This window comes from Bacillus sp. JJ722 (assembly GCF_036963345.1).
Taxonomy (GTDB): Bacteria; Bacillota; Bacilli; order Bacillales; family DSM-1321; genus Bacillus_AD.
Window position 1 is genome coordinate 5,088 of sequence record NZ_JBALMO010000118.1, and the last position, 19,635, is coordinate 24,722.

The 19,635-nt window shown below is 35.2% G+C and carries 19 protein-coding genes; 9 read left to right on the top strand and 10 right to left on the bottom strand.

Translation table 11 applies throughout. The features are described 5' to 3' along the window. Window positions 1–188 precede the first annotated feature (188 nt). Both V7014_RS15290 and V7014_RS15295 read right to left on the bottom strand, forming a co-directional pair. On the bottom strand, window positions 189–1,439 hold the full coding sequence (locus tag V7014_RS15290) for a DUF5068 domain-containing protein (RefSeq protein WP_335508299.1): 1,251 nt from the start codon (window positions 1,437–1,439) through the stop codon (window positions 189–191). A 561-nt stretch (window positions 1,440–2,000) separates the two neighbouring features. Beyond that, window positions 2,001–2,585, bottom strand: a complete 585-nt coding sequence (locus V7014_RS15295; protein ID WP_335508300.1) for a hypothetical protein — start codon at window positions 2,583–2,585, stop codon at window positions 2,001–2,003. A gap of 326 nt (window positions 2,586–2,911) precedes the next feature. On the opposite strand from V7014_RS15295, the gene V7014_RS15300 reads away from it, so the two are divergent. From V7014_RS15300 to V7014_RS15315, 5 genes are all read left to right on the top strand, one after another. Further along, complete coding sequence (locus tag V7014_RS15300; RefSeq protein ID WP_335508301.1) at window positions 2,912–3,190, top strand: hypothetical protein; 279 nt, start codon at window positions 2,912–2,914, stop codon at window positions 3,188–3,190. A gap of 146 nt (window positions 3,191–3,336) precedes the next feature. After that, window positions 3,337–4,914 carry an S-layer homology domain-containing protein gene (locus V7014_RS15305; RefSeq protein WP_335508302.1) on the top strand — a complete coding sequence of 526 codons (1,578 nt, stop codon included), beginning with the start codon at window positions 3,337–3,339 and terminating at the stop codon, window positions 4,912–4,914. A gap of 184 nt (window positions 4,915–5,098) precedes the next feature. Beyond that, window positions 5,099–5,719, top strand: coding sequence for a hypothetical protein (locus tag V7014_RS15310; RefSeq protein ID WP_335508303.1), 621 nt, complete (start codon window positions 5,099–5,101; stop codon window positions 5,717–5,719). Window positions 5,720–6,144: 425 nt separating this feature from the next. Then, window positions 6,145–6,237, top strand: a complete 93-nt coding sequence (locus tag V7014_RS27285) for a DUF4083 family protein (RefSeq protein ID WP_438824923.1) — start codon at window positions 6,145–6,147, stop codon at window positions 6,235–6,237. Window positions 6,238–6,378: 141 nt separating this feature from the next. Beyond that, on the top strand, window positions 6,379–6,780 hold the full coding sequence (locus V7014_RS15315; protein WP_335508304.1) for a VOC family protein: 402 nt from the start codon (window positions 6,379–6,381) through the stop codon (window positions 6,778–6,780). Window positions 6,781–6,868: 88 nt separating this feature from the next. Here the strand turns inward: V7014_RS15315 and V7014_RS15320 are convergent, their stop codons facing one another. From V7014_RS15320 to sdaAB, 4 genes are all read right to left on the bottom strand, one after another. After that, on the bottom strand, window positions 6,869–7,672 hold the full coding sequence (locus V7014_RS15320; RefSeq protein ID WP_335508305.1) for a DUF6612 family protein: 804 nt from the start codon (window positions 7,670–7,672) through the stop codon (window positions 6,869–6,871). Window positions 7,673–8,511: 839 nt separating this feature from the next. Further along, window positions 8,512–9,831: an aromatic amino acid transport family protein gene (locus V7014_RS15330; RefSeq protein ID WP_335508306.1), complete on the bottom strand. Its 1,320-nt coding sequence runs from the start codon at window positions 9,829–9,831 to the stop codon at window positions 8,512–8,514. A gap of 293 nt (window positions 9,832–10,124) precedes the next feature. Then, entirely contained in the window at window positions 10,125–11,015 is an 891-nt protein-coding gene (gene sdaAA / locus V7014_RS15335) for an L-serine ammonia-lyase, iron-sulfur-dependent, subunit alpha (RefSeq protein ID WP_335508307.1), read from the bottom strand. A gap of 21 nt (window positions 11,016–11,036) precedes the next feature. Further along, window positions 11,037–11,735, bottom strand: a complete 699-nt coding sequence (gene sdaAB / locus V7014_RS15340; protein ID WP_335508308.1) for an L-serine ammonia-lyase, iron-sulfur-dependent subunit beta — start codon at window positions 11,733–11,735, stop codon at window positions 11,037–11,039. A 670-nt stretch (window positions 11,736–12,405) separates the two neighbouring features. Here sdaAB and V7014_RS15350 point away from each other — a divergent pair. Further along, a complete protein-coding gene (locus V7014_RS15350) occupies window positions 12,406–13,077 on the top strand; it encodes a helix-turn-helix transcriptional regulator (RefSeq protein WP_335508309.1) in 672 nt (223 codons plus the stop codon). 366 nt (window positions 13,078–13,443) lie between these two features. On the opposite strand, the gene groL is transcribed toward V7014_RS15350, so the two are convergent. Both groL and groES read right to left on the bottom strand, forming a co-directional pair. Continuing rightward, the gene (gene groL / locus V7014_RS15355; RefSeq protein WP_335508310.1) at window positions 13,444–15,075 is read right to left on the bottom strand and encodes a chaperonin GroEL; all 1,632 of its coding nucleotides are present in this window, start codon (window positions 15,073–15,075) and stop codon (window positions 13,444–13,446) included. A gap of 51 nt (window positions 15,076–15,126) precedes the next feature. Then, complete coding sequence (gene groES, locus V7014_RS15360; RefSeq protein ID WP_019244433.1) at window positions 15,127–15,411, bottom strand: co-chaperone GroES; 285 nt, start codon at window positions 15,409–15,411, stop codon at window positions 15,127–15,129. A 319-nt stretch (window positions 15,412–15,730) separates the two neighbouring features. On the opposite strand from groES, the gene V7014_RS15365 reads away from it, so the two are divergent. Both V7014_RS15365 and V7014_RS15370 read left to right on the top strand, forming a co-directional pair. Next, window positions 15,731–16,474 (top strand): CPBP family intramembrane glutamic endopeptidase, encoded by a 744-nt coding sequence (locus tag V7014_RS15365; RefSeq protein ID WP_335508311.1) that lies wholly within the window; start codon window positions 15,731–15,733, stop codon window positions 16,472–16,474. Then, window positions 16,471–16,677, top strand: a complete 207-nt coding sequence (locus V7014_RS15370) for a YdiK family protein (RefSeq protein WP_335508312.1) — start codon at window positions 16,471–16,473, stop codon at window positions 16,675–16,677. Before V7014_RS15365 ends, V7014_RS15370 begins: the two co-directional genes overlap by 4 nt. A 239-nt stretch (window positions 16,678–16,916) precedes the next feature. Here V7014_RS15370 and V7014_RS15375 read toward each other — a convergent pair whose 3' ends face one another. After that, on the bottom strand, window positions 16,917–17,588 hold the full coding sequence (locus V7014_RS15375) for a redox-sensing transcriptional repressor Rex (RefSeq protein WP_335508313.1): 672 nt from the start codon (window positions 17,586–17,588) through the stop codon (window positions 16,917–16,919). Window positions 17,589–17,826: 238 nt separating this feature from the next. Continuing rightward, complete coding sequence (locus V7014_RS27290; RefSeq protein ID WP_438824924.1) at window positions 17,827–17,985, bottom strand: cyclic pyranopterin monophosphate synthase MoaC; 159 nt, start codon at window positions 17,983–17,985, stop codon at window positions 17,827–17,829. A 214-nt stretch (window positions 17,986–18,199) separates the two neighbouring features. Here V7014_RS27290 and V7014_RS15380 point away from each other — a divergent pair. Next, the coding region (locus V7014_RS15380) for an ABC-F family ATP-binding cassette domain-containing protein (RefSeq protein WP_335508314.1) at window positions 18,200–19,635 on the top strand (1,436 nt) is incomplete at its 3' end.

The window sequence follows — 19,635 nt, forward strand, 5'->3', positions numbered from 1 at the left end:
TGGCGAAGTCCACTAGGAGCTGAGCGCTGGAGCTAGACACCACGCATAATTATATACTTTCTTGTCTTTGAACAAAAAAGAAGCCTGGCTTCTTCACACCTCAAAGTATGTAGAAGTCAGACTTTATATAATTCGTTTCAAATTCTATAACGAGCAATAACCTACACTATATTTTTGCAAGTTCACTCTTATCTTGGTACGTTGAATTGTACTTTTTTACTTTTGAATAAAGACTTTCCATCTGGACCAACTAAAGGACCAAATTCTAACTCGAATTTTTTATATAAACCAAATTCGTCTTTTCTCATTAGGAACACATGATATTTTTCACCTGTTTCACCAGGTGCGATCTCTTTAGTATCCGGTTCTACCATACCTTCTGACATGTATTTTGCACGATTATCATCCACAGTTAACATTGAAATAAGGCTTGATACATCAAGTGGCGTCGTTGACTTATTATTAATATTCAATTTCATCGTTAAAGCAACAATTCCACTGTCGCCAAAGTTTCTAAATATATCTTTATTCGCTTCTGTAGGAATAATTTCGGTATACTGTACACCATCAAGTGTAATTTCCGCTTCTCCTAATGGCTTTGTATCATTAATCCCTGATTTCTCAAAGATCATTTTTTTATCAGCTAAGTTCCCAGTTGTTAATTCATCTTGATAAAATTGAGAGTTAGAAGCCACCGTTTGACCCTGTTCTTCACTATAAACAAAATCAAAAATACCTTCTTCGTTATTGCTTCCTTCAAATGAAGAATTGTTTGCTAGACCACCTTCAATAACATATTTCGGCTTAACAGTTTGTAAAATTGCAAACTCTTCGTTCGTGAACTTAAAAGTCATTAGACCCGTTACTGTCTCGTTAGCAGCAAATTTAGATGTTTCAGTTTCTTTCTTAGAAGCTATTATATCCTCTTCAGCTATAAAATCTCTCATATTGCTAGAAATATAATCGTATTGATCTCTCATTCTAATATTATGAGAATTATTATAATATTTCGCTTCATTAGTACCGTTTGTAATTGTTACTTTAGATGTTAATACATATCCCTCTGTTTGGTCATCAAATTTAATAGCTACCCCTTGATCCATATCAGTTACCTTAACCATCTGATATGCATCAACTGATACTTTAAAGCCATCGAAATCCTTTACAAATTTAGGATCATTATTTGTATAAAGCACTTCCACCTTGCCATCCGTTTCTTTCTCTATATTCGGATTTAACAATTCATTTGTTGGCTTCGTTTCAGAAGCATCTTCAGTTGAAGCCTTTGATTCTTCATTTGCTTTTGGCTCTTCACTTGTTTTTGTTGTTTCTTCTTCCTTAGGTTTCTTCTCATCCGTTGATGCTTTTTCATCATTACCACATGCTGCTAATACTAGCACTGCCGCTAAGGCCATCCCTAGTGTTTTCAATCTCTTCATGCTCATCCCATCCTTCATTCTAAATAAACACTTCAAAACAGTTGGACTAACCAATTATGTATAATATTTCCTTTATTTTTTATCATTGAATGAAATATCCGTCAAATTCACAATAAAAATCATATGAGTATGAAGTATGATTTTTCATTCAAACATTTCATAGTGAACATCAAAATGGAAACCTAACTAGGAAAAAAATCTGTGAAAAACTTAAAAAAACCAAGGGATTCAGGAATAAAAATCCAAATAATATAAAATTATCTAATTCTATTTACCTGTTTTTTCAATTTTTTTATTATACATTTATTTTCCCTCGAAAAAACATTACAAATGAACAAAATCATAATTTTCAGATAATCATTTTATTGATGTTAAATCGGCAAGAACAAGCTTACTTAAAATAAGCTTGCTCTTCACAAAGAATCAAAAATGAAAACTTACACACTTTAATATATTCATATAATAAGCGACGCTTGCTTCCATCATGCTCTATTAGCTATTCTATATAAATGTTAAATACAAAAAAGAGTACCGCCCACAATGGACAATACCCCTTTAGTTTCATTTGTTGCTATGACTTCTTAAAACAAAAGCAGATGCAATGATACCTCCGATTAATCCATCAATCATATCAAACATCGTATCATCTGGGTCTCGACCTTGTGCTGTGAAATGAAACAGTTTATCACCAGCAAATTCAAGAAGTTCCCATGCTCCTGCGATCGCTAGCGCAAATAAGATGATATACAAGCCAATAAAGAATGTAGGAAGCTGATTAACAATCGTTTTTTCTACTAATAGCCCCATAATGATCCATGCTCCATAACCAATCCATATACCTGAAGTTAAATGAAGGAAATCATCAAAATGTGGAATGCTATAAAATCCACCAAATGTTCCTAATCCTACAGCGATAAATATAAACGCATATGTCATTCCAGCAAAGAAATCAGGAAATGCATAACGTGATTTTCTCTGCCAAATACCGATTGCAATTAAGCTGACTATTGTTAAAAAACCCATGAAAGCTTTCGTTCCTCTACCATCAAACAACATATATACGCTCCATGCCGTGATCATGATAAAGACGGCCCACCAAATCATTCTAACTATATTACTTATGTTTTTATTTTTTTGATTTTCCATTCTTATGTCCTTTCTCACCCATACTTCAATTGTATGAAAACATCACAATCATTGTTCTCAAAATAATAAATTATTATATAAGCAAAATATCATACTATTAGCAGTTAAGGTAGGTGAAAAATTATTCAATCAACCCAAAATACCACTTACCCTTTACCACACTTTACTTCGTCACTAAACATTTTATTACCTTAATTACAAAGAATGGGTAGCACCTAAGTTATTCATGTTTACATTTTATTTATAGGGGAAAAATTCATTACTAATGATTCATTTCTTTTACGTACGGGAAAAATTATAGCAAATATCGAAATGAGGGGATGAAAATGAAAACTCAAAAAACAATTATCTGTCCAAAATGCCATAGTCATGAAGTTAAAAAACTACCGAATTTTCCGCTTGTCATGTTTGCATTAGCTTTTGCTACTGTATGGATTCCAATGGTAGGATGGATTATTTCCATAGCTCTCTTAATCATAGGCGTAATCGACTTGCTCAAAGATGGTGTAAGAATGAAATGTCTTAGATGTGAAGAAAACTTTCGCGTAAGTAAAGAAAGCTTCCGAAAATATAAGGAGGAAAGAAAGAGGAAATCTCATGCTTAAAACCAAAAAAGTCGCCTAACTTATACGAGGCGACTTCTTCCTTTATTTACCTTGCCTGAATCCATAAAAATCAAATCTTCATAAAGGAATTAATATTATAAATAATATATAATACGAGTCTACCAACTATTGAAAGGAAGTTATAAGTGTACAAAATTATTAGTAAATGCCTAGTTTTATTACTAGCACTCATCATGGTATGGCCGCAATCGAGCCAAGCAGCAACGACGAATTCATTTAAGGATGTTACTAGCTTCCAAAAAGAAATTCAATATTTAACAAGCAAAGGAATTATAAAGGGATTTCCCGATGGCACTTTTCGCCCTAATGTACCGATCCAACGTGTTCAGGCTGTTCAAATGATTATGCGAGAATTGAAACCTGAATTGAATCAAGTACCAAACCCGAACTTTAAAGATATTAAGCCTGGCGATCGTGGCTATGAAGATGTAGCCGCAGCTGTTGAGCTTGGTATTATTAACGGTAAAGGTAACAATATATTTGATCCTAGAGGTAATTTAACTCGTGCTGAAATGGCTATCATTCTTGTACGAGCTTATGAGCTCGGGGGGATCTATCCAAAAGGATTTAAAGATGTGCCAATGTCTTCTAAAGCTTACTGGTACATTTCATCTTTAGCCGCTAACAACATTACAATCGGCTATCCTGATGGCACTTTTAAGCCTTCACTAACAATTAATCGTGCTCAATTCTCAGCATTCATGGCCCGAATTATTAATCCAAGTTTTCTACCACCTAATACAGAAGTTGCCGATACTACATTAGAGACTGTTTTCGAAGGTGATATCATTGATTATGCTATGCATCCGACAGAGCCAATCATGTATTTCTTAGATAGTAGTACAAATGAAGTTATCGCACTCGACTACGACACTTACGAAAGCCATTCAGTTGAGTTAAACCTACCTGCAGAGCGAATTGCTTACGCAAATAATAAACTATATGTTACTCAACTAAAAGGTAAACACAGCTCTGGTTGGTATGATGAAAATCAACAAGGTGCCTTTGCAGTTATCAATGCAACAACGATGCAACAAGAAAAACTCGTTCATATCGACCTAGATCCATACGATATTGAAGCCGATAACCAAGGTATCGTATATATTTCAGGTGGTTCAGGTCAACATACGAGAATAGAAAGTTTCGATAGTAAATCAACCAAACGCTTAAGCTCTCAAAGAATATACGAGGAAACGCTAATTAAATTGCATCCTTCTGAAAATAGATTGTATGCTATTACAACAAGGCTCTCACCAAGAACAATGAATTCCTATGCTATAACGAATGGTGTTTTAAGCCCAGAACAGCGTTCACCTTACCATGGCGATTATGCTTTAGGCAAAGATTTAACCATTTCTCCAGATGGTAAATATTTATTCAATAGCACAGGTCATATATTCCGTTCTGCGGTGACATCAGGCTCAGATATGACATTTTTCAGCAAATTAGACCGTCCATATAGTTCTATTGCATTTGATACAGACTACGATGAACTATATACCGCTAACAACAAAAACATAATCCAAACATATGATTACACAACAATGGAGCCAATCGATCAAATTCAAACTTATGGAACTGTAAATAAAATGTTCTATAATCACCATGACCATACACTAGTAATCCTATCAAAAGTAAAACTAGGAAACTCTCAAGTTCCTTTCAATGGAATAGAGAAAGTATATTTTCATGTTGAAGAATAAAATAAGAGTTTAATAAGAACGTCAGTAACCCTTTGATAAGTGATTTGGGTGCTGGCGTTTTTTGATTCCACTTTTCTATGCTCTCAGAGTGCTTTTTCCAAGCTATACAAAAATATGTCATACCTATTTGCTATGGTTAAAGTGTAATAGAAATACAAATAAAAACTTATTGGGGGATAAGACAATGAAGAAAATATTAAAAATGGGCTGCCTAGGTTTTATTGGATTTATTGTTATAATCGTAATTATTGCCGTAGCTACTGGCAGTGAAGATAATACTTCAACAACTGCTCCAAAAGAGCAAAAAAACTCTTCAAGCAAACCTGCTGCGAAGGAAAATACACTTACGGAAGAAAAATTTGTTCAAATTAAAGATGGCATGAGCTATGAAGAAGTCGTTGCTATCGTAGGCAGTGAAGGAGAATTACTTTCAGAAACAGGTGAAAAAGGAACACCATATTTCACACAAATGTATTCATTTGAAACAGATGGCTTCCTATCTAACTCTACAATGATGTTCCAAAACAATAAGCTTATTAATAAAGCTCAATTTGGATTAGGCGAAGACTCTGGCATAGAAATTGAATTAGCTAAATTTCAACAAATCCAAACAGGTATGACTTTAGAAGAAGTTACAAAAATCGTAGGTGGCGAAGGCGAAATCACATCTGAAACTGGTGAACAAGGTACAAGCCTTCATACTATCGTGTATAGCTACCAAGGCAAAGGCGATATAGGAGCTAACGCTGTACTTATGTTCCAAGGGAATAAGTTGATTAATAAATCACAGTATGGATTGAAATGATGAATACAAAAAACTCCCCAAAAGCAGCTTTTGGGGAGTTTTTAACATCTTACAACACAGCCAGCTTTAACATTTTAGCTTATTTGAGCAATAGAAACATCCATAAATTAGAGTGTTGATATGAATATTGAAGAATTGCAAAACTCGATTATCAAGTGACACAAATATTGATGTACTTGTAATTGAAGATTGAGGTGTTAACCTCTTAAAAATTTAAAATGCAAAATAGGCTACTTTCCATGAAGGAAAGTAGCCTATGCTTTAGTCATTGTTTCTTAAATTCATTTAACTCACTACCAATGGGATAATAATCCAAAACAGGAGAATTATATGAACTTTAATTATGGTGATATGATTGTCCAAATAATATGTTTCCTAATTTTATTAGCAATGCTCTATGGAGTTTTTCTTGTCATTAAAATTGTATTTTCCCAAAAGAAAAATCCAACAACTCTAAATCAGTGGAAGAAAAACTTGATAAAGTTATCGAATTACTAGAAAAAGATAAGAAAAGTTAATCTCTTCATTCTGAAGGGATTTTTCATTAAGAAAACATAAATTTAAAAGTTGATCAATGTAGAATTTTAAAAGGACTTTTTCTAACTTTTAGCCAATATTTTATATTGATAATATCCCCAAAAATTTTAGGAGGTTCAATAATGAGTAAATTTACACCACATATTGCAACCTTAGAAATACCGGTAACTACTATTCAAAGATCTGTTGATTGGTACACCGATATCTTTGGCTTGAAAGTTCATTTCAAAGATAACAAAAGCGCTATGTTAATCTTCGAATCAAAAGGAGTACCTACTATCTACTTAGTCGAAACGGAGGAACAACATAGTTTATCGTTTAGAAATACAAATACCGAGATTGTGCATAGCGTAATAGATTTTTACACTCCCTCATTAGTCGACTTTCACGGGTGGCTCAAAGATAATAATATTGAAGTTGGTACTTTAAATATTGATCCCAACCATGGATTCGGTGGATTTAGCTTCAAAGATCCCGACGGTAATCAACTAGGAGCAACGAATATATTACAGCCTGGTCAATAATTTTAAAACAGACTTTTATCGGAAGTCAAAATGGAAGAAGCGAGCAGAAAAGAGGATCTCAATCCCTTTCCGCTCGCTTCTTTATACATTACTTACTACTATTTAAAGCTTCTTGAGGAACAACTATTTCCTTCACGCCGTTTATGTTCGAGAACTTACTATCCATATTCAACTTCATTTCAACCTTTTGTCCATCTTCTTCCACACCCATCGCCATAGCTATTATGACACCTGAAAGCTGGTATGTCTTTTTATCAATTTGATATTCCACATTCATACTTTTAATATCTAGTTGCTCCATAACTGCTAGCGTTTCAGCATTTCCACTTGAAGCCTGTTTTAAAACGGATTGAGCCATTTCTTTCATTTTATCGCCAGGAATATCTGCAGTAAGAATATATTGATCCTTCTCTTCCTTCAGCTTCAAATATTTCGATAATGCATTAAACTGCTCCATTTGACTTTCAATATTAGCTGATTCCTTTAAACTCGCCTTTAACTGCTCATTTACTTCTTCGGGAACTGCAACCCACTGACCATTAATATTAGAGTAGATACCTTCTTGCGTTATATACTGCTTAATGGTTTGCTCTCCTTGTTCCGGAATTGTCATTTGTAGCTCTTGATATGCCGCGAAAGGATCATTAATTATATCCATTTTCGTTGTCATATCCATTTTTTGAACCTGCTCCTGTTCACCTTGAGTCATCGTCATTTCTGTTTTAATTTTCGCATCTTGTGTAAGACTTTTAACATCCTTATTTGCCTTCACTACTTCAGCCAATACCTTATCAACTTTTGAATTAGATGAAGAAGATGTCTTGTCACTACCACAAGCAGCAACTCCTACTACAAGAAGTGTCGTTAATATTAACAACATAATTTTTTTCATAATCGTTCTCCCCTTATAATTTATTACTAAAAATCCCCATAGTTTTATAATAATGTAAATTCTAAATATAAGTAAACGACAAAAAGTCCTAAAAAACTCAATTTTATGACATCTGTAGGACTTTTTGTCGTTATACTTTATCATCAGCTTTCCTTTCTCATGTTCAGGCATTTTACTTAGTATCTTTGTAGGTTGATTCAGCAACTGCTACTTATCAACCTACCATACCACTAATATTTGATAAACATTCAAAAGGACTTGGATTGTGGGAAACGCAACTATCTTTATTTTATTTATCAGGTTGCTTATGGGCTGAGTAATGACTATTTTCTTTCTTTTTAAATAACCCTAATCACATCCTTTTGGGCACAATAAAAAGTACCTCGTAAATGAGATGCTATTATAATGGTTATCTTTACACCTTTTTTGGCTGGTGTTCTTTTACTTTAATTAACTTAACATCGTCTAAACTGAAACCGTTTAATGATAAAGGTAAATTATATAAACCAAACATGTTTACCCTCATCCTTTTATTTTCTCCTAACCATTCTCTGTATCTACTACTGTGCCTGTAAAAGAAATACAAGAACGATTAGGTCATTCAGATATAAAAACAACTATGGACATATACGCTCACATGACAAAGAACATTAAAAAAGAGGCTTCCATTAAGATTAGTAACTTAATGAAAGACCTCTTTAAAAATCCTATTGACTAATATCGGTCACTTTTACGGATACCATATTAGGTGTAAAGACTTAAAACATTGATATAAAAAGGTTTTCACACCTGTATTACATCATGCCGCCCGTAAGATGAGAGTGTGTAACAATAGTGAATTAGAATAATGAATTAATACTTGCTAGGACAGTAAGCACGCCTACAACAATGACAAAGATATTGCTCATTTGTCCTTTGTATTTAGCTAGTACTGGTACTTTATAAATCGCGTACATTGGTAATACACATAAGATAGCAGCAACTAACGGACCGCTAAGAGACTCAATTAGTCCAAGAACACTTGGATTTTCATAAGCAGCATACCAGCATGTTAATACAACAAAAATAAGAATCATCGTATTAACTGTCTTTTCTCCTAGATCTTTACCACGTGTTTTACCGAACTTCATAATCAGGTCACGCATTACCTCATGCGCTCCTATATAATGGCCAAGGAACGACTTTGTGATAGCTACAAAAGCAATGATAGGAGCTGCAATAGCGATTAGAGGCGAATTAAGCTCATTAGCAAGATATGATAGGATTGACAAGTTCTGTTCTTTTACTATTATAAGATCATTTGGAGTCAAACTTAAGACACTGCTCCAAACAAAGAACATAACAACAACGAATGTCATGATATAACAAACTTTTTGTATTTGAGCACATTTGGCGTCAGTAGCTTCTATTCCATAGGTTTCTCTCTGTTTCATAACAAATGACGAAATCATAGGAGAATGATTAAACGAGAATACGATGATTGGCAGTATCATCAATATCGTTCCAAAAAATCCTGTTCCTGTTGAAGCAGTAGAAACACTTGAAAAACTAAGCATTGACGTATTCCACTGTGGAATCAAAGATATTGCGATAAAAAGCAGAGAAGCTATGAAAGGATATACTAGCATGCTCATTACCTTTACAGTGATATCTTGACCAAAATTCAGTATAGCTATAAGACCGAGTACTAATACAAGCGATAAAATGGCCCTTGAAGGCTCTTCCATCCCCAATTGATGCACCATAAAACTACTTGTAGTATTTGTAAGTGAAATCGAATACATCAGCACGATAATATAAATCGAGCTGAAATATACTATGTTAAAAATGATACTTGCCTTATTTCCGAAATACTCTCGTATCGTACCTGTAATCCCCTCATCAGCAGAATTGGAAGCGTATATCATTTTAGCAAGCGCCCTATGTGAAAAGTACATGACAGGAAATGCAAGTATGGTAATTAAGAGTAATGATAATAAACCTCCTGAACCTGCATTAATAGGTAAAAAAAGTACTCCTGCTCCAATTGCTGTTCCAAAAAGGCTCAATGCCCAGGTGGTATCTTGTTTATGCCACTTTTTCGGGTCTGGATATTGCTCATTTTTTACTGCAGTATTTTCAGCTTGAAATTCTAATTTTTTAGCAGTATTCCCATTCATAATAATAATTCCTCCTTGTATCTCTTACGTCTCTTTTTAAGGCTTAGGAATATAGACCATTCTTGAAAAATGAATTGCTTACAAGGCGCGCCACATCGTGTGTCCTTCTTCTAAGTTGATCAAAATTGAAAAATTCGCTAGTCGCCAACATGATGGATTTGTTGGCGTTTACAAAACAATTTAAATTGATAGTAGTATATTTTAGTGGCAATGGCTCTCAATATACCGACCATAAATCCTTGGGAGAACAACGGAAAATTTGTGAATAATTTCACAAATTTTCCAATAACTGTTTATCGCTGTAATTGTTTCTCTCCAAAAATTTTACTTTTAATAGCAATCCCTGTAGGTGTGGCTGCTATTCCGCCTAAACCTGTCTCTCTTAATTCGCGGGGCATCTGTCTTCCAACTCTATACATCGCTTCAATAACTTCATCAGCATTGATGACATTCGTTACGTCGGCTAATGCGATGTCCGCTGCTACTAAAGCATTTGCCGTTCCGATGGCGTTTCTCTTTACACAAGGAATTTCTACCAAACCAGCGACCGGATCACAAACTAAACCGAGTAAATTTTGTAATGCAGTTGAGAAAGCTTCAGAAGATTGCTGTGGTGTTCCTCCCCCAGCTTCTACTGCTGCAGCCGCCGCCATTGCCGAGGCACTACCTACTTCAGCTTGACATCCTCCGAATGCTCCGGCAATACAAGCGTTATTTGCGACTATCATTCCAAATAAAGCTGAAGTGAACAGAAAATGGACCATATCTTCGTGACTTAACTGCAACGTATCTTTAATACTAAATAGTACTCCAGGGATCGTTCCACTCGCGCCTGCTGTTGGAGTTGCACAAATAACTCCTAACGAAGCATTTACTTCATTAACACCGATAGCACTTTGGACCCCGAGCACCATCAAATCTCCAGAAAGAGTTTTTCCACTTTCTCGATATTTTTTTATTTTAACAGCATCGCCTCCGGTTAAACCGGTCGGAGAAAATACCCCGTCGCCCTCAATACTTTTATTTATGGAATTTTCCATAGTCGCTAAGTTTTTTTCCATTTTACTCCAAACTTCTTCATAAGAAGTTTTAGTTTGCTCGATTTCCTGTTCGATTGCTAATTCATAAATTGGCTTTTGTCTTTTATTAGCTGCATCTACAATTTCTTTTATGGTCGTATACATATTTTTCCCCCCATAATGTAACTAAAGAATAATGATATTAGCTATGCTGCTTAAACTTCCCAATTCCTTCTGAACATCACCAGGCAATAGCGAATCCAAAGCAAATGCATATAAATATTTTCCATTTTCTTCTAAACTATTAAAGTTGTTAATTTCCACATTATATTGTTTAAAGATCCTGCGTAAGACAAAGTCAAGGTCAGTTCTTTCGGAAATCGCGATAATAACTGGCAATGTCCCCTGCAGATTTAAGCTAAAACCATCAATTTCAACATGTTTAATTTCGATTAATCCGCCGCCGACCGAAATACCCATCGTTCTAATACTTCGACTTTCATCCTCCAAATAAACATCTGCCGTATTGGGGTGACCAGCAGGACTATCACCTGCTTTTTCAATAAAGGTAATGTCAATTCCTTTAGATTCTGCTATTTTAATAGCACCTGGTACTTTGCTGTCATCGGCAGCAAATCCTAATATCCCAGCAATAATTGCAAAATCAGTTCCGTGCCCTTTATGGGTTTCAGCAAATGATTCATAATACCTTACTACGACTTTTTTTGGAAGACCTTGAAATAATTTATTAGCAACTGTACCAATAGCTAAAGCACCTGCAGTATGTGAACTTGAAGGACCTACCATTATCGGCCCAATCACATCAAAACAACTTTTGTATTTAACAACCCTTTTTTCTTTAATAGGCACTACATTCATATTCATATAAGTACCCCCATAATTTATTATTTTCTAATTGCAGCTGAATCTAAGTTACTAGAATGACCAATTCAAAATATGTTCCAGCTTTTATTTTCTGCAATTACATATAGAGCTTCCAAAACAACCTAATGCAGCATCAATTTCCATTGGTACCTCTGTCAATCCAATCAGCACTGTTAATGCCATTGAGCTTAATGGAGTCATTTCTATTAAAAGAATAATAGACCTCGTAACGAAAACGTTTCCAATTCTAGTGATAAAAATGGGCTACCTAATGATTTTTTATTACTGATTGAACACCTTATGAAACAATCAGAATAACAATGATTTAACATAAACCGCCATTAACTCATTTAGGAATAATTTATTACAACAATTATTTTTTATTACCGCATGCAAAATATATCACACCTAATAAAAATATGTCAACATAATAAAAAATTATTATTTAACCTTGGAATGTTCCAATAGTTTGTTATAATTTAAGTGATAACTATACTAGAGCAAATAAGAGATGAACAATTTTTCCTATCCCTGAATTAATTTGAAAACTATTTGATCCCTTTTACCAATTATCCTGAAAATGCCTAATCCGTTTAATTGGTCAAAAATTCTAAAGAACAGGCAATGATCCTTTAAAAAGAAAGTGTTTCATAGAAGGAGGAATTCTTAATTGGATAATGAACTATTTCAGCACTATCAAAATATTATGAATTATCTTGGGGAAGTTATGGGACCTAATTATGAATTTGTATTACATGTTTTAAATCCTAATGGAGGTTCTCATATCGGTCACATAGTCAATGGAGACTTAAGCGGTAGATCTTTAAATGCCCCATTAACTAATTATGCACAAAAGTTAATCAACGAAAAGGTATATTTAAATAAGGATTATGTTGCAGATTATGTCGGAGAAGGACCACGGGGTAAAAAATTTCGTTCATCAACTTTATTTATAAAAGATCGTGAAGGCCAATTACAAGGTCTTTTATGTATAAATTTTGATGCAGACGTCTATCGGAAAGTTGCAAAAGATGTATTAAAGTTAGCCAATCTAAGTTTAGATATAGAACATATCGAAATGAAAACCGAAAAAGAACAACCTGTTGAAAAACTTTACGATAATGTCCGTAATATCATTTATACAGTAATAGATAAAGATATATTAGAATCTAGTGCTCAATTATCACCTGATCAAAAGAAACTTGCTATTTCCAAATTAAAAGAACATGGGGTATTTGATATTAAAGGTACAATAAATGAAGTTGCTGATATAATGAGAATGTCGGAATCAAGTGTTTATCGTTACCTTCAAATGATATCACGATATCACGATATCACTTAACGAAAAGATAGCCCGGGTATAAAAAAAGCTGATGAGTGAATCAAATAAGCTCGAGAGTCCGAGAATCTGAATAGATTCTCGGACTCTCCAGCTTATTTTTTGGTTAGTTCTATCAACGCACTAACCTATTCACAATATCGACTTTTTATTTTATGCTGCATAGGCTATTTCGTTCGGAGAATCTGTAAAACGATGCTTAGTACAGCTTAGCTTTTATGATTCTTTAACCTGAACAATTATTCAATAAAAAAGAGGCCTTCACTTAAGTTCAGTAACTTAATGAAGGTCCTCTCTAAAAACCTCACCAATTAAATAAAATTGATTTAAGTTTAAAAGTCCTTATACATCAAGGGATTGACGACGTTATTACATCATGCCGCCCATTCCACCCATGCCGCCCATATCAGGCATCATTGGTGCGCCGCCTTCTTGTGGCTTGTCTGCAACTACTGCTTCAGTAGTTAAGAACATAGCCGCAACAGAAGCTGCGTTTTGAAGTGCGTAACGAGTTACTTTAGTTGGGTCTACGATACCCGCTTCGATCATGTTAACCCACTCGCCGTTTGCTGCGTTGAAGCCAGTTCCAACTTCTTCGCGTTTTAGACGTTCTACGATTACAGAACCTTCTAATCCAGCGTTGTGAGCGATTTGACGTACAGGCTCTTCCATTGCACGAAGTACAATGTTTACACCAGTAGCTTCGTCACCTTCAGCAACGATTTCAGCTACTTTATTGTATACGTTAAGAAGTGCAGTACCACCACCAGATACGATACCTTCTTCAACTGCTGCACGAGTTGAGTTTAGAGCATCTTCAATGCGTAGTTTGCGTTCTTTAAGCTCAGTTTCAGTAGCAGCACCAACTTTGATAACTGCAACGCCACCAGCTAATTTAGCAAGACGCTCTTGAAGTTTTTCACGATCAAACTCTGAAGTTGTTTCTTCAAGTTGAACGCGGATTTGGTTGATACGAGCATCGATATTTGTTTTATCTCCAGAACCTTCAACGATTGTTGTGTTTTCTTTTGTAACAACAACTTTCGCAGCGCGTCCTAATGATTCTAAACCTGCAGATTTAAGGTCACGACCTAATTCTTCAGTGATTACTTCGCCGCCAGTTAATGCAGCGATATCTTCTAGCATTGCTTTACGACGGTCACCGAATCCAGGAGCTTTAACAGCTACTGCATTGAATGTTCCGCGAAGCTTGTTCACAACTAGAGTTGCAAGAGCTTCCCCTTCAACATCTTCAGCAATCATTAATAATGGTTTGCCTTGTTGAACAACTTGTTCAAGAACTGGTAGGATTTCTTGGATGCTACCGATTTTCTTGTCAGTGATTAAAATATATGGATTATCAAGAATCGCTTCCATTTTATCTGAATCAGTAACCATGTATGGAGATGCATATCCACGATCGAATTGCATACCTTCTACAACGTCTAATTCAGTTGTGAAGCCTTTAGATTCTTCAATAGTAATAACACCGTCGTTACCAACGCGTTCCATAGCTTCAGCGATTAATTGACCTACTTCTTCGTCATCTGCTGAGATTGCCGCTACTTGTGCGATTGATTCTTTGTTCTCGATTGGTTTAGAAATACTTTGTAACTCTTCTACAGCAGATTTTACAGCTTTTTCGATACCTTTACGGATACCCATTGGGTTCGCACCAGCTGTAACGTTCTTTAAGCCTTCGCGAATCATCGCTTGAGCAAGAACTGTTGCAGTAGTTGTACCGTCACCAGCGATATCATTTGTTTTGCTAGCTACTTCAGCAACTAGTTTAGCACCCATGTTTTCGAATGCATCTTCTAGTTCGATTTCTTTAGCGATCGTTACACCATCGTTAGTAATTAGTGGTGAACCGAATTTCTTTTCTAGAACCACGTTGCGTCCTTTTGGTCCAAGCGTAACTTTTACTGCGTTTGCAAGAGCATCTACACCGCGAAGCATCGAACGACGAGCTTCTTCACTGAACTTAATGTCTTTTGCCATGTTTCCATTACCTCCCTAGAATATTAACGTTTATTAAATTTAAGTATAGTATTAGCCAATTACTGCTAAGATGTCTGATTCACGTAGAATTAAGTATTCTGTACCTTCGTATTTCACTTCAGTACCTGCATATTTTGAGAAGATGATACGATCGCCAACAGCAACCTCTAGAGCTACACGCTCACCGTTATCAAGTACATTTCCAGCACCCACGGCTACAATTTTGCCTTCTTGAGGCTTTTCCTTCGCAGTATCTGGTAATACGATACCGCTTGCAGTTTTCTCTTCTGATTGAACTAGTTCAATAATTACGCGATCACCTAATGGTTTTAACAAGAAAAACACCCTCCTCAATTACATTTCCTAATTTTTCTCTATTAGCACTCATTAACTTAGAGTGCTAACACAAGTTATATGATAAATAAATTCTCAATATATTTCAAGTATTTCACTTGAAATATTTCCCCTCTTTTTCAACAAAAATCTACTTTAATCCCAAACTTTCTACAGTATGCTACTTTCAAACCCCTTTTATAACACCCTTTCTATATAAAAAGAAAATATGTATTCTATAAGGAACAAACGATAATCGTTTGAAACCCATCACTAAAAAGAAGTACAATGAAAACATGCTACATTAAAAGGAGTATCCAGCGTGAAAAAAGAATATATAATTGTCATTGTTGCCTATCTTATAATGCAATTTTCAGGCATTTTAGGCGTACCTCTTTTTGCATTTATAGCAAAAACAATGAATATAGCAGTCGATCAAATTAAAATTGCCTCTTTTGCTTATTGGTCAATCTTTAGCTTTATTGTAACTTTAATCATCTCATTATTCGTTTTACGAAAAGATTTTCGCTCTTCATCAAGTCTGTTGCGAAATCGAGAACAAGAGAATGTCAGCATTTCTATTATGTGGGCAATAATGGGTGTTTTCTTAGCATTCTTTTCTCAATCGTTTGCTATTACGATAGAAAACATGCTCGGTATTGGAGCTGGTTCTGACAACACTGCGTTCTTAGTCGATGTTGTTGCTACCATTCCGATTTTTGTAATTGTTACTGCAATCGTCGGTCCAATTCTAGAAGAACTTGTATTCAGAAAGATCATCTTTGGCTCACTTTATAAGAAATATAACTTTGTCATATCTGCATTAATTAGTTCATTTATCTTTGGGTTCGCCCACTTTGAATTTGAACATATCATTTTGTATACAGCTATGGGCTTCACATTCGCCTTTTTATATGTAAAAACAAATCGTATTCTCGTTCCGATTTTTGCTCACGTAGCGATGAATACTACAGTAGTTGTCGCACAAATTATGCTCAGAGAAGATATAGATAATATGTTGAAAGATATGGAACAATTGCAAAGCATTATTGGAGGATTCTTATGAGACGTCAGTCACCTTTAACATCGGGCATAATTTATATTGCTCTAGGCGCCATTTTCACAGCACTAGCTATAAATTATGTGTCAAAAGACGGATGGAATTTGTTTTCATTCTTAATCGTATTCATTGCCACAATCGATGTCGGTTCTGGAATTCGATTAATTATGCTTCATATACGATTAAAAAGAATGCAAAAGAAAAAGTAACAAGAAAAGCGGAATGTAAAGAACGCCCGTTTATCGGCTCGTCTTATGCTGGTCTGGGCTGAACGGGCCGTTTCAGCATTTCTTAGTTGACTTATCGTAGAAGAAGTGTGAAGTTCACTAGGCGTTGAGTGCTCGGAGCTGGGTGTAGACTCACTCTATTTAAAAGTAATCAGCAACCCATTATTTTGTAAATTCCCAAAAAATAGAAAAAGGGTGTCCTAACTGGAACACCCTTTTTATTATTCAGTTATTGGCTCGTCCGTATATGCACCTTGAATTGGATAATGCTTTAAGAAGTACACAAGTGATTGTAGCTCTACTGCTAAATCAATATGATGAACACGAATAGATACAGGCACATTTAAGCGAGCAGGTGTAAAATTCAATATTCCTTTCACATCTGCGCTGACAAGGCGGTCCGTAATAGGCTGCGCAACTGGCGCTGGTACCGTCAGAATTGTTACTGTTACGTTTTCTTTTTTCAAAAGTTCTTCCATATCGTCCATATGATAAATCGGAACATCCCCAATTCGTGTTCCAACTTTATCCGCATCCACATCAAAAGCCATTTCAATTTTTGTATTATTGTTTTTTAAAAAATTATAGTGAAGAAAAGCCGTTCCAAGATTACCTACCCCTATTATGGCAACCTTTGTTAATTCGTCTTGATCAAGTGTTTTTCTAAAAAATGATAATAAATAATTTACATTATACCCATATCCCTTTTTACCAAGTGCTCCAAAATAAGAAAAATCCCGACGAATAGTTGCAGAATCAACTTTTACTGCTTCACTTAGTTCTGCTGATGATACTCTTTGTTTTCCCGATGTATGCAGATTCTTTAAGAAACGATAATACAAAGGCAATCTTTTTGCTGTTGCTTGCGGAATCTTTAATGTGTCTTGTGGCATAATTTATTCCCCCTACTTTATTTTGCTACAATACTGATCAATTTGTCTATAATAATCAGGGCTTGATGATCCACCTACTGCTTCTATCAACATGGTAGACCCAATAAATATACCTTTATCTACCGCTTTAAAATAACGGCCAGAGCAACAGACGATACCGCTGTTAGCGCTTCCAGTTCTACCTTTAGCGAATCTTCTCCCTTCACTGTATGTCTACAATGAAGTACGTAGCTATGTTCTACTTCGAGATAATAAGCTGATTCAAATGGTTCACCGGACTCTTAGATGAAGTATTTTTACAAGCCATCATTCCTGCTGCCTTCGCAACCGAAAAAATCATCCCTCTTTTCCAATGTGAAAAGATAATTTGATCAAACATGTCTTTACGTATCTTTATACTAGCTTAAAGCTGACATCAATCAATACGTATCTACCCTCTTCGTTAAGATGGGTTAACACGCTCATAGAATCCCCCACTCTTCTGATGATACACTATTTTTACATTTTTGTGTAAAAGTTTGTATCCTTTTTCACAAAAGAAATTTACATATAATTGCTCCAACCTACTAATTTCGTATACACTACTGTTAAGACAACTGAGGTGAAATTAAATGATTGTTTTACAAGTAAACAAACTGACAAAGTACTTTGGAGCTGAAAAAATTCTTTCGGATATAAAGCTTGAAGTACAAAAAAAAGATCGAATCGGTCTTGTTGGCCGTAACGGAGCCGGGAAATCCACACTCTTGAAGATCATTGCTGAACAAATGTCCTATGATGAGGGTGAAATCATAAAACCAAAAGAGCTAACGATGGGTTATCTTGCCCAAAATACAATAGTAGACTCCGACCTCTCTATTTGGGAAGAGATGTTAACTGTATTTACGCCTTTAATTCAACTTGAGAGCCAATTACGCAATCTCGAACAGCAAATGACATTACCAGAAACATATAACAACGATGAATTATATCAAAAAATCGTCAAAGAATATGATGAACTACAAATACGTTTTAAAGAAAGTGGAGGTTACCAATACGAAGCTGATATTCGTTCTGTTCTCCATGGACTACAATTCGGACAATTCGATTATGATACACCTGTATCTACCTTAAGTGGTGGACAACGAACAAGATTGGCACTTGGTAAACTACTATTATCTCAACCAAATCTTTTAATTCTAGACGAACCTACAAACCATTTAGATATTGAAACGTTAACATGGTTAGAACAGTATTTACAGAATTATAAAGGTGCTGTATTAATTGTTTCACATGACCGCTACTTTATGGACAAAGTAGTATCCATCATTTATGAATTATCTCGTCATACAATTAAGAAATATCATGGTAACTATAGCTATTATCTCGAACGTAAAGCAGAAGACTATGAACGTGAAATGAAATTATATGAGAAACAACAAGACGAGATTGCTAAATTAAATGATTTTATCCAAAAAAATATTGCAAGAGCAACCACTACGAAGCGTGCCCAAAGTCGTAGAAAACAATTAGATCGTATGCAAGTAATGGATAAGCCACTTGGCGATGAAAAATCTGCTTCATTCACCTTTAGAATGGAAAAGCAAACAGGTCATATCGTTGCAACACTGTCCGATGTATCGATTGGCTTTGATGATCAACCAATTGCCAAGCATATCAACATAGCTATAACGAAAGGTGATAGCATTGCCCTAGTAGGTCCGAATGGTGTTGGAAAAACAACATTGTTAAAGACGATCATCGAGCGACTATCTAAACTGCATGGTTCTATATCATTTGGCTCTAACGTAGTAATTGGATACTATGATCAGGAACAAGCAAATTTAACATCGAATAAACGTGTTCTAAATGAATTGTGGGACGAGTATCCACTCACGAATGAGAAAGATATTCGAACAGTACTAGGCAATTTCTTATTCTCTGGAGATGATGTATTAAAGCCTGTATCCACATTAAGCGGTGGAGAAAAAGCGCGTCTAGCATTATCAAAATTAATGATGCAAGGTGCCAATTTTCTTATACTAGACGAGCCTACCAACCATTTAGA